Here is a 10,211-nt window from a genome sequence, read left to right as displayed (position 1 = left end):
AGAGGCAAGTGACGAGTCAAGAGCAATGAGGCTTGAACAACGTGAAAGCCAGCGTCTTTAGGCGCTGGCTGGTAATTTGGGCTTATAGCCCTGGTACAAACCACCCGTTTGACGGGTGGTCATGATTTTCACATAACAATTCAGGATCAAAAATGGACAGTTGAGGAACAGAGTGGATAAATTAAGTTTGCTACTGTATAATGTACTCATAACTCAAAGTACCCTAAGATTTTTTACTAAAATGAGGATGATAAAAATGGACGGAAATCATTGTAAAGGCTATCAAAAAGGAGTATAATGAGTGAAAGACATTTCGGAGGTGAAAGATGCTAGAAGTAAGAAGTCTAGAGAAAAGTTTTGGATCCAAGCAAGTTTTGTTTGGGATTGACTTTCAAGCACGACCAGGTCGTATTTTGGGACTAGTCGGAAAAAATGGTGCTGGGAAGACAACAATTTTCCACAGTATTTTGAAGTTTTTAGAATATCAAGGAGAAATCAGTCTAGATGGTCAGGATATTCGTCAGGAGACCTATGCTCGGATTGGTTATCTGCCTGAAGAACGCAGTCTCATGCCTAAATTGACAGTCCTTGAACAAGTTCGCTATTTGGCGACTCTAAAAGGTATGGATGCCAAGGAGATCAAGGAAAAACTCCCTCAATGGATGAAGAGGTTGGAAGTGAAAGGGAAGCTGACTGATAAAATCAAGAGTCTGTCAAAAGGAAATCAGCAGAAGATTCAGCTCATTATTACTCTGATTCATGAACCAGACTTGATTATCTTGGATGAGCCTTTCAGTGGATTGGATCCAGTCAATACTGAATTGCTCAAGCAAGTCATTTTTCAGGAAAAAGAGCGCGGAGCAACCATTATCTTTTCTGATCATGTCATGACCAACGTCGAGGAGCTTTGTGACGATATTCTCATGATTCGAGATGGCCGTGTGGTCTTGCATGGACCAGTTCAGGATGTTCGCAATCAATACGGGAAAACGCGTCTTTTTGTTTCAAGTGAACGAAGCAAGGAAGAATTGGAAAACCTTCCTCATGTTAAACAGGTGAGCTTGACCAAACAAGGCAGTTGGAAATTGATCTTGGAGGATGAGAGCGCTGGAAGGGAACTTTTCCCAATCTTGACTCAGGGGCAATATATCGCAACTTTTGACCAACAAGCGCCAACAATTGATGAAATCTTTAAACTAGAATCAGGGGTGGAAGTATGAGAAATATGTGGGTTGTAATGAAGGAAACCTATCTTCGACATGTCAAATCGTGGAGTTTCTTCTTTATGGTGATTTCACCATTCTTGTTTATCGGTCTCTCTGGAGGAATTGGCTATCTCCAAGGCTCTTCTATGGCTCAGAGTGGCAAGATAGCAGTAGTCAGCACTGTTCCAGCTGTGACAGACAGTCTTAAATCTACCAATGGTCTCAATTTTGATTATCAGGATGAAGCAAGTGCTCAAGCTGCTATCAAGGATGAAAAATTAAAAGGCTATCTGACCATTGACCAAGAGGATAGTGTCTTGAAGGCAGTTTATCACGGTGAAACTTCCCTTGAGATTGCTATTAAGCTAGGAGTAACGAGCAAGTTAAATGAACTTCAAGATCAACTCAATCGTTCGGCAGCCAATTTGTCACAAGAACAGGAAAAACGCTTGGAACAAACAGTTAACTTTACGGAGAAAATTGATGAATCCAAGGAAAATAAAAAAATGATTCAAACCTTTGCGGCCGCAGGGCTTGGTTTATTCCTTTATATGATTTTGATTACCTATGCTAGTGTCACTGCTCAGGAAGTGGCTAGCGAGAAAGGAACCAAAATTATGGAGGTGGTCTTCTCTAGTATCCGAGCTAGTCATTATTTCTACGCTCGCATGCTGGCTCTGCTTCTTGTGATTTTGACCCATATTGGCATTTACGTCGTGGGTGGACTTGCTGCCATTCTTCTCTTTAAAGACCTACCAATCTTGGCACAATCTGGTATTTTAAACCATATAGGAGAGGCTTTCTCGCTCAACACCTTATTGTTTGTCTTGGTTAGCCTCTTTATGTACGTTGTTTTAGCAGCCTTCCTAGGTTCTATGGTTTCTCGTCCTGAGGATTCAGGAAAAGCCTTGTCGCCTTTGATGATTTTGATTATAGGTGGTTTTTTTGGAGTGACAGCTCTAGGTGCAGCTGGTGACAATCTCATCTTGAAGATTGGTTCATATATTCCCTTTATTTCGACCTTCTTCATGCCGTTTAGAGCTATTAATGGCTATGCAAATGGGTTAGAAGCTTGGATTTCGCTTGCGATTACGATTGCTTTTGCAGTAACTGCAACAGTCTTTATCGGACGTATGTATGCTAGTCTCGTTCTGCAAACAGATGATTTAGGTCCTTGGAAAACCTTTAAATGTGCCTTATCTTATAAATAGAAGAGCCTCGCGAAAGCGAGGTTTTCTAGAGACAAAAAGAGTGGAATTTTAGAAAAATATTTTTCATATCTATTGACTTTTAGGGGTGAAATTTGGTATTATAGTAGGCGGTATTGTTTACCCCATTTGAAAGGCCCCGGAACCTTCCAAATACTTTTCGATGGGAAGGAACACCCATCACCGTAAACAAAAATCGAACTATATATAGGAGAAATCATGAACAAAACAACATTTATGGCTAAACCAGGCCAAGTTGAACGTAAATGGTACGTAGTTGACGCAACTGATGTACCACTTGGACGTCTTTCTGCAGTAGTTGCTAGCGTACTTCGCGGAAAAAACAAACCAACATTTACACCACACACTGATACAGGTGACTTTGTGATTGTTATCAATGCTGAAAAAGTTAAATTGACTGGTAAGAAAGCAACTGATAAAATCTACTACACTCACTCAAACCACCCAGGTGGATTGAAACAAATCTCTGCAGGTGAACTTCGTTCTAAAAATGCAGTACGTTTGATCGAGAAATCAGTTAAAGGTATGCTTCCACACAATACTCTTGGACGCGCTCAAGGTATGAAGTTGAAAGTATTTGTTGGAGCTGAGCACACTCACGCTGCACAACAACCAGAAGTTCTTGATATTTCAGGACTTATCTAAGGAAAGGAACAATAAAGTATGTCACAAGCACAATATGCAGGTACTGGACGTCGTAAAAACGCTGTTGCACGCGTTCGCCTTGTTCCAGGAACTGGTAAAATCACTGTTAACAAAAAAGATGTTGAAGAGTACATCCCACACGCTGACCTTCGTCTTGTAATCAACCAACCATTCGCAGTTACTTCAACTGCAGGTTCATACGACGTTTTCGTTAACGTTGTAGGTGGTGGATACGCTGGTCAATCAGGAGCTATCCGTCACGGTATCGCTCGTGCCCTTCTTCAAGTAGACCCAGACTTCCGCGATTCATTGAAACGCGCAGGACTTCTTACACGTGACTCACGTAAAGTTGAACGTAAGAAACCAGGTCTTAAGAAAGCTCGTAAAGCATCACAATTCTCAAAACGTTAATCAATACGATTATATCAACGTTTCAAAGCACTCAAGAGTTTACCTCATGGGTGCTTTTTTCTATACTTTCTAAAAAAGTTTGCCCTAAAATTACCCTACTTATTTTTTATACTTTCTTACTTAATTAGATTTCTATCTGATATTTTCTAATTGAGGATAAAGTAGAAACTTATCTAAATAGATTTTTCAGAAAATTTTCTAAAACAAACAGGATTTGTTTGACATTTATTTGAAAATTCTGTAAAATGAATTATTATATCGTTCAAGGAGAATATATATGGAAAAACAGAAAACATTTTTTGGACATCCTATGGGCTTGTCCACCCTCTTCTTTACAGAGATGTGGGAACGCTTTTCTTACTATGGGATGCGAGCTATCCTACTTTACTATATGTACTATAGTGTGCAAGATGGTGGGTTGGGGATGGATAAGACCACAGCTGCATCGGTTATGGCGATTTATGGCTCGCTGGTATTTTTGTCCTCGGTTGTCGGTGGTTTTGTCAGTGACCGTATTTTAGGAAGTCGTAAGACTGTCTTTTACGGTGGGATTTTGATTATGCTAGGGCATATTGCTTTGGCAACACCTTTTGGACAAGTGGCTCTCTATCTTTCTATTGCCTTGATTATCTTTGGAACTGGATTTTTAAAACCCAATATCTCAGATATGGTTGGGGGAATTTATGAGAAAGAGGATGATAGACGGGATGCAGGTTTTAGTATCTTTGTCTTTGGTATTAACTTAGGTGCCTTCGTTGCCCCTTATTTAGTAGGTTATCTAGGTCAGGAAGTCAATTTCCATCTAGGTTTCTCATTAGCTGCCGTTGGGATGTTCTTTGGTCTGGTGAAGTATGTTTTAGATGGGAAGAAATACCTGCCTGAATCAAGTCTTTACCCTACTGATCCACTTTCACAGAAGGACCGGCAGACCTTGATTAAACGCTTGCTGATTACACTTGTCATGGTTATTCTTGCGGTTATAGGTTTAGTCTTTACTCACCAGTTTAACGTGGATATGATTGTTAATATCTTTACAGTGATTGCGGTAATCATTCCAATCTACTATTTCTTCAAAATTTTATCTAGTCATAAAATAACTGCTACTGAGAGATCCCGAGTATTTGCTTACATTCCTCTATTTATCGCTGGGGTGCTCTTCTGGTCTATTGAGGAGCAGGGGTCTGTCGTTCTCGCTCTATTTGCGGATGATCAAACTCGACTTTACTTTAATGTATTTGGGAATCAGATTCATTTCCCATCTAGCTTTTTCCAAAGTATCAATCCACTTTTCATTATGATTTATGTGCCGATTTTTGCGTGGTTGTGGGGGAAAATGGGTAAAAATCAACCGTCCTCTTCTAAGAAATTTGCTTACGGTTTGTTTGCGGCAGGTCTATCCTTTTTGTGGATGATGCTGCCAGGGATGCTCTTTGGAACAGATGTTAAGGTCAGTCCTTTATGGTTGATTATGAGTTGGGCTATTGTGATTGTAGGTGAGATGCTGATTTCTCCGATTGGTTTATCAGTCACTACTAAGTTAGCACCAAAGTCCTTCCAAGCACAAATGATGTCTATCTGGTTCTTGAGTGATGCTGCTGCCCAAGCTATCAATGCTCAAATTGTAAAATTTTATACAAGCGAAACTGAAGTAGCTTATTATGGAATTGTAGGGGGAATTACGATTGTATTCAGTATTATCTTACTCTTCTACGTTCCACGTATTGAAAAACTAATGGCTGGGATCAAATAGAGAAAAACTGGAATTTCTGTAGGAATTTTAAAAGTTAGATCAATTATTTATTCAAAGGATTTAGTTCTGTATGGTGCAGGGCTAGGTCCTTTTAGTTTGATTAATACTCTTCGAAAATCTCTTCAAACCGCGTCAACGTCGCCTTGCCGTACATATGTGACTGACTTCGTCAGTCTTATCTACAACCTCAAAACAGTGTTTTGAGCAACCTGCGGCTAGCTTCCTAGTTTGCTCTTTGATTTTCATTGAGTATAAAACTCACGCTGTTTCTGCTTTTCCTAGTGGACATTTGTCTACTTTTTTTATATAATAAAACTAAACCATATTGGTTGAGTTTTAAAAATATGGATTCAAGCATCGATTAGTCTTTCTAAGGGAGATAATGTCCATTAAAGCATCATAATAGGAGGTGAAGTATGTATCAGCCAGAAAAACTCAAGGCTCGGAGGAAAGAGTTAAAACTGACACAGAAGGAAATTGCAGAGCAACTTGGGATTAGTTTCCAGGCTTACTCAGCTTGGGAACGTGGAGTCAAGGAACCGTCCAAGGAGAAGGTGTCCCAGCTAGAGAATATTTTAAAGGTACCCAAAGGATATTTTACTCAGATCGAGATTGTCCATCTCTACCATAGCCTCTCCAAGAAAGGGAAGGAGAAGGTTGTTCTCTATGCTCGCAACCTGGCTCAAGAAGAACAAGCCCAGAAAGTGATAGCTATGCCAGAGCGCCTCTACGAGTACCGTGTTTATGAACGCATGTCAGCAGGGATTGGGGCTTCGGTCTACGATGATCAGAATTTTGATACGGTTTACTTTAATGAGGAGTTGGCCCACGATTTTGCGTCTTGGGTGTCTGGGGACTCCATGGAACCTAAATACCAAAATGGTTCAGTAGCTCTGATTCGAGAGACAGGATTTGACTATGACGGGGCGGTTTATGCAGTGGTTTGCAACAACCAGACCTATATCAAACGGGTCTATCGAGAGGAGAATGGATTGCGTCTGGTCTCTATCAATCCTAAATACAAGGATATTTTCATCTCCTATGAGGAAGATCCTCGGATTGTTGGCATTATCGTTGGGAACTTTGTGCCGATGGAGGGCTAGCCAATGGGCTACTTTGATTATTCTAGAGAGCCCAAAAGTGACATTGCCTTTGTCGATATGAAATCTTTTTATGCCAGTGTCGAGTGTGTGAAAAGGGGCTTGCATCCACTGAAGACCTCGCTTTGTGTCATGAGTCGCGCGGATAATTCAACTGGCCTTATCCTAGCCTCCTCTCCCCTGTTTAAGAAGATTTTTGGCAAGTCAAATGTTGGTCGAGCCTATGATTTGCCTTTTGATATCAAAACGCGAAAATTTTCCTATTACAATGCTCGAAAGCAAGGGCTACCTAACGACTCAGACTATGTTCGCTACATCGAAGATTGGGCTCAAGTGACCTTGATTGTGCCACCTAGGATGGATGAGTACATCGCAGTCAATATGGAAATCCAGCGAATCTTTCAGAATTATGGCAGTCCAGATGATATTTATCCCTACTCTATCGATGAGGGGTTTATTGACCTGACTAGTTCACTTAATTATTTCATTTCAGACAAGAGTCTCTCTCGCAAAGACAAGCTGGATATGCTTTCTGCTCGTATTCAGAGGGATATTTGGAGGCAGACAGGGATCTACTCTACAGTAGGTATGTCCAATGCCAATCCCTTACTGGCCAAGTTGGCTCTGGATAATGAAGCCAAGCACACTCAGACCATGAGGGCCAACTGGTCTTACCAGGATGTGGAAGAGAAGGTCTGGTCCATTCCCAAGATGACGGATTTTTGGGGGATTGGCAGGCGGATGGAGAAACGCTTGCATGCTCTGGGGATTTTTTCAATCAAAGAATTGGCTATCAGCAATCCAGACCAGATACAGAAAGTTCTCGGTCAGGCTGGCCTGCGTTTGTGGTTTCATGCTAACGGGATTGATGAGAGCAATGTTCATAATCCCTATAAAGCCAAGTCCCAAGGTTTGGGAAATTCTCAAATCTTGCCGAGAGACTACGTGAAGCTACGGGATATCGAAATTATTCTTCGAGAAATGGCTGAGCAGGTGGCTATTAGACTGAGAAGGGCGGGCAAGAAAACAACCCTTGTCTCTGTCTATGTCGGTTTCTCTAAACAGGAAGTCAGGCCCTCTATACACACACAAATGAAGGTCGAACCGACCAATAATACAGCTGTCTTAACGGACTATGTTTTGAAGTTATTTCATAATAAATACACTTCAGGAGCGGTCAGAAGTGTTGGAATCAACTATTCAGGCTTTGTGGATGAGTCCTTTGGTTTGATATCTCTCTTTGATGATGTTGATAAGTTAGAAAAAGAAGAAAGGCTCCAGACGGCCATTGACTCCATTCGGGAACAATTTGGTTTCACTTCTCTTTTAAGAGCCAATGCACTGGAAGAAGCCTCTAGGAGTCTTGCCAGAAGCAAGCTGATTGGGGGACATTCTGCTGAAGGATTAGATGGATTAAAATGATTGATCGTTCTTATTTACCCTTTCAATCCGCGAGAGATTATCAAGATCCAGGTATGCAGAAGTGGATGGGATTTTACCTTTCAGAACACACCAGTTCGCTCAGTGAAGAAAAAAATCGGGTTGATTTTTCGACAGATTTGATTCTAGATGAGAAACTACACTTGCTTTCTCAGCTTTATGTTGGCCAACTGAAGGGAAGTTTTGTGGTCAAGGAAAAGAAGCAGAAAGCCACTATCATCGGTAAGGTGAGAGAGTTATCTTCTAAATCATTATCTATTAGAACAAGCGAGGGCTACAGGCTGATAGAGCTTGCAGATATCCTAGAAATTCGACTGTGGGAGGAAGGGGTGTATGACTAGAAAAGAGTTGTATGAAAACAAACTGCAGATGGATTATTTTTCAGATGCCTATATTCGTTTTGAAGAGGATTTTCAAAAATACTCTGCTATGAATGTACCACTGACTTTTTTGATCGATGACATCCTACGCACTATGGCCTTGAATCAGAAAAACTACTTTGTCCTAAACAAGGAGAATGCCAAGGATGGGCGGGAGCATCGCTTTTATTTTAGGGTAGTAACGGAAAAAGAGTGTCCTAGAAATAGAACCTATGCATATGCTGGGGTTAAAAATAGTAGTCAGTAGAGGGTTGTCTGCTGTAAAATGTATCATTTTTATAACACTTCATGTTTCATATCATGGGGTGTTTTTTTATTTGAGTCACAGCCAATCAAAAAATCTCACTATTCATTAGGCTAAAGGAGACCTAATCATAGTGAGATTGTGAATTATAGTAGGTTTTGTATGGCCTCTTCAATTTGTTTTGGGTCTGTTTTGGAAGAGAAACGCTCAAAGACCTGCCCATCTCGACCGATGAGAAATTTAGCGAAATTCCATTCAATTCGTTTTCCTAGTGGGCCAGATTTCTGGTCTTTTAGCCAAACATAAAGAGGATCTGCTTCCTTACCGTTGACCTTGACCTTTGCAAGACGTGGGAAGGTGGTTTGATAGTGTAGGCTACAGAAACTATTTATTTCCTCTGCACTACCTGGTGCTTGTCGCATAAACTGATTGCAAGGGAAGTCTAAAATTTCAAAGCCCTGATTTTGATAGCGGTCATAGAGTTCTTGGAGTCCTTGATACTGGGGCGTTAAACCACATCCAGTAGCAGTATTGACAACCAAGAGAACCTTACCACGATAGGCATCTAATGGGGTTTCTTGATTGTCTTGGTTTAAGACTAAAAAATCGTAGATTGAGGTCATTGTTTGCTTTTCTCTTTCTGCTTGGTATTTTTAGGCGTTTTCTCCTCCTGTAGGGATAGAAAGCCGTAGGTCAGGGTTCCAAAAATGCTACCGATAATTAGACCATACATCAGTAAAGGAACACTTTTATCGAATTGCATGAGTAACTTCACAAAATCTGAAAGGGACATCTGCTGAACGAAGACTTTATGAAAGATGAGTAGGGTAAAGAGGCCAATCTGAAGACTGATAAACACAATCCAGCTTCGGAATTTGATTTGGGCTTTGCTGTAGGTTTTGAGGATGATTTCTGACTTGTCATCTTTTTCCAAGTGGAGTTCTTTGACGGCTCTTTGAGTTTTTAAGGTAATGAAAAAAATGAGTCCAGAGTAAACATAGGGCATGGCATAGCGAACGACCTCTATGAAGCGTCCAAATAATAGATAAAACAAGAAGAGAAAGAAGGAAGAATAAACGATTTGGACCATGGAACGGGCACAAGCCTTGTAGATAATTTCTTGTCGGCATTCATCAAAAGGGCCTTGGATATGAAAGAGATTTCGGAGTAGGCGAGTGGTTAAGTCATCTTTTTTCATACTAGTAACCTCCTAAATGAGCAGTTTTACTGACTTTCTTTTACGAATTGATAGAGATAATAAAGATAAGTGATAGAAGAAAGGCTAGCGATAGTGAGCAGTAAATAATATTTCCAATTGCTTGAGATGACCATCAATTGTGGTAAAGATAGAATCATAAAGCACAGTGCTAAGTTGAGTATGCTCGTTTTTTGGGAGTCAATCTTTAGATAAGTCAATCCTTTGTTGAGGGCTGGAACAAAGACTGGAAGGAGGACTATATCGTAGATTGGCAAGTTCCCTGAAACGATGATGAAGATGAGCAGAGAACTGAACAAAAGATGATAGGTCAGTAAAGTTAGTAATGATTTCATAGGTACCTCCTAATCCTGGTCTTTTTTAGCTCTTGCAATACGAAGTGAGTCGACAATATGCATCATCACTCCGAAAAAGAAAGCTCCCAGTATAGTTTTAAAAATATGTTTTGTATTTAGAAGAGAAGTGATAAAATTTGGATTTTCACTTGTTAGGGTATCAATGAGTGGAATTATAAAAAATATCACTATTCCATAAATCGAACCTGCTTTCAGACCAGGATAACGTAACTGTTTCTTTTCTTTTTTCATAGGG

At 40.4% G+C, this 10,211-nt stretch carries 13 protein-coding genes; 9 read left to right on the top strand and 4 right to left on the bottom strand.

From position 1 onward, the window contains the following. Positions 1-326: 326 nt before the first annotated feature. From FJR73_RS07980 to FJR73_RS07940, 9 genes are all read left to right on the top strand, one after another. The gene (locus FJR73_RS07980; RefSeq protein ID WP_084925866.1) at positions 327-1,220 is read left to right on the top strand and encodes an ABC transporter ATP-binding protein; all 894 of its coding nucleotides are present in this window, start codon (positions 327-329) and stop codon (positions 1,218-1,220) included. Further along, on the top strand, positions 1,217-2,416 hold the full coding sequence (locus FJR73_RS07975; RefSeq protein ID WP_140834326.1) for an ABC transporter permease: 1,200 nt from the start codon (positions 1,217-1,219) through the stop codon (positions 2,414-2,416). The genes FJR73_RS07980 and FJR73_RS07975 overlap by 4 nt, the downstream gene beginning before the upstream one ends. 216 nt (positions 2,417-2,632) lie before the next feature. After that, positions 2,633-3,079, top strand: coding sequence for a 50S ribosomal protein L13 (gene rplM, locus FJR73_RS07970; protein ID WP_001044624.1), 447 nt, complete (start codon positions 2,633-2,635; stop codon positions 3,077-3,079). Positions 3,080-3,097: 18 nt separating this feature from the next. Beyond that, entirely contained in the window at positions 3,098-3,490 is a 393-nt protein-coding gene (gene rpsI / locus FJR73_RS07965; RefSeq protein WP_000075964.1) for a 30S ribosomal protein S9, read from the top strand. A gap of 277 nt (positions 3,491-3,767) precedes the next feature. Next, positions 3,768-5,240, top strand: coding sequence for a peptide MFS transporter (locus FJR73_RS07960; protein ID WP_181146628.1), 1,473 nt, complete (start codon positions 3,768-3,770; stop codon positions 5,238-5,240). Between the two features lie 416 nt (positions 5,241-5,656). Then, the gene (locus FJR73_RS07955) at positions 5,657-6,343 is read left to right on the top strand and encodes an XRE family transcriptional regulator (protein ID WP_140834324.1); all 687 of its coding nucleotides are present in this window, start codon (positions 5,657-5,659) and stop codon (positions 6,341-6,343) included. 3 nt (positions 6,344-6,346) lie between these two features. Continuing rightward, positions 6,347-7,762, top strand: a complete 1,416-nt coding sequence (locus FJR73_RS07950) for a Y-family DNA polymerase (protein WP_140834322.1) — start codon at positions 6,347-6,349, stop codon at positions 7,760-7,762. Next, a complete protein-coding gene (locus FJR73_RS07945) occupies positions 7,759-8,121 on the top strand; it encodes a hypothetical protein (protein ID WP_049546733.1) in 363 nt (120 codons plus the stop codon). The genes FJR73_RS07950 and FJR73_RS07945 overlap by 4 nt, the downstream gene beginning before the upstream one ends. After that, on the top strand, positions 8,114-8,407 hold the full coding sequence (locus FJR73_RS07940) for a DUF5960 family protein (RefSeq protein ID WP_140834320.1): 294 nt from the start codon (positions 8,114-8,116) through the stop codon (positions 8,405-8,407). Before FJR73_RS07945 ends, FJR73_RS07940 begins: the two co-directional genes overlap by 8 nt. Before the next feature lie 143 nt (positions 8,408-8,550). Here FJR73_RS07940 and FJR73_RS07935 read toward each other — a convergent pair whose 3' ends face one another. From FJR73_RS07935 to FJR73_RS07920, 4 genes are read right to left on the bottom strand one after another with little or no spacing between them, the layout of a single operon-like run. Then, positions 8,551-9,027 carry a glutathione peroxidase gene (locus FJR73_RS07935; protein WP_101776554.1) on the bottom strand — a complete coding sequence of 159 codons (477 nt, stop codon included), beginning with the start codon at positions 9,025-9,027 and terminating at the stop codon, positions 8,551-8,553. Beyond that, positions 9,024-9,602, bottom strand: a complete 579-nt coding sequence (locus FJR73_RS07930) for a DUF3278 domain-containing protein (RefSeq protein ID WP_101776553.1) — start codon at positions 9,600-9,602, stop codon at positions 9,024-9,026. Before FJR73_RS07930 ends, FJR73_RS07935 begins: the two co-directional genes overlap by 4 nt. Positions 9,603-9,628: 26 nt before the next feature. Next, positions 9,629-9,955, bottom strand: coding sequence for a hypothetical protein (locus tag FJR73_RS07925; protein ID WP_101785408.1), 327 nt, complete (start codon positions 9,953-9,955; stop codon positions 9,629-9,631). 9 nt (positions 9,956-9,964) lie between these two features. Beyond that, positions 9,965-10,207, bottom strand: coding sequence for a hypothetical protein (locus FJR73_RS07920; protein ID WP_101776551.1), 243 nt, complete (start codon positions 10,205-10,207; stop codon positions 9,965-9,967). Positions 10,208-10,211: the final 4 nt, after the last annotated feature.

Source organism: Streptococcus sp. D2, from assembly GCF_006385825.1.
Taxonomy (GTDB): Bacteria; Bacillota; Bacilli; order Lactobacillales; family Streptococcaceae; genus Streptococcus; species Streptococcus shenyangsis.
The sequence above is the reverse complement of the archived record's forward strand: the minus strand, read 5'-3'. Positions and strand labels throughout refer to the sequence as shown.

Coding starts and splice junctions, on each gene's coding strand:
- FJR73_RS07980 (WP_084925866.1), top strand. CDS start 327: ATGCTAGAAGTAAGAAGTCTAGAGAAAAGTTTTGGATCCAAGCAAGTT.
- FJR73_RS07975 (WP_140834326.1), top strand. CDS start 1,217: ATGAGAAATATGTGGGTTGTAATGAAGGAAACCTATCTTCGACATGTC.
- rplM (WP_001044624.1), top strand. CDS start 2,633: ATGAACAAAACAACATTTATGGCTAAACCAGGCCAAGTTGAACGTAAA.
- rpsI (WP_000075964.1), top strand. CDS start 3,098: ATGTCACAAGCACAATATGCAGGTACTGGACGTCGTAAAAACGCTGTT.
- FJR73_RS07960 (WP_181146628.1), top strand. CDS start 3,768: ATGGAAAAACAGAAAACATTTTTTGGACATCCTATGGGCTTGTCCACC.
- FJR73_RS07955 (WP_140834324.1), top strand. CDS start 5,657: ATGTATCAGCCAGAAAAACTCAAGGCTCGGAGGAAAGAGTTAAAACTG.
- FJR73_RS07950 (WP_140834322.1), top strand. CDS start 6,347: ATGGGCTACTTTGATTATTCTAGAGAGCCCAAAAGTGACATTGCCTTT.
- FJR73_RS07945 (WP_049546733.1), top strand. CDS start 7,759: ATGATTGATCGTTCTTATTTACCCTTTCAATCCGCGAGAGATTATCAA.
- FJR73_RS07940 (WP_140834320.1), top strand. CDS start 8,114: ATGACTAGAAAAGAGTTGTATGAAAACAAACTGCAGATGGATTATTTT.
- FJR73_RS07935 (WP_101776554.1), bottom strand. CDS start 9,027: ATGACCTCAATCTACGATTTTTTAGTCTTAAACCAAGACAATCAAGAA.
- FJR73_RS07930 (WP_101776553.1), bottom strand. CDS start 9,602: ATGAAAAAAGATGACTTAACCACTCGCCTACTCCGAAATCTCTTTCAT.
- FJR73_RS07925 (WP_101785408.1), bottom strand. CDS start 9,955: ATGAAATCATTACTAACTTTACTGACCTATCATCTTTTGTTCAGTTCT.
- FJR73_RS07920 (WP_101776551.1), bottom strand. CDS start 10,207: ATGAAAAAAGAAAAGAAACAGTTACGTTATCCTGGTCTGAAAGCAGGT.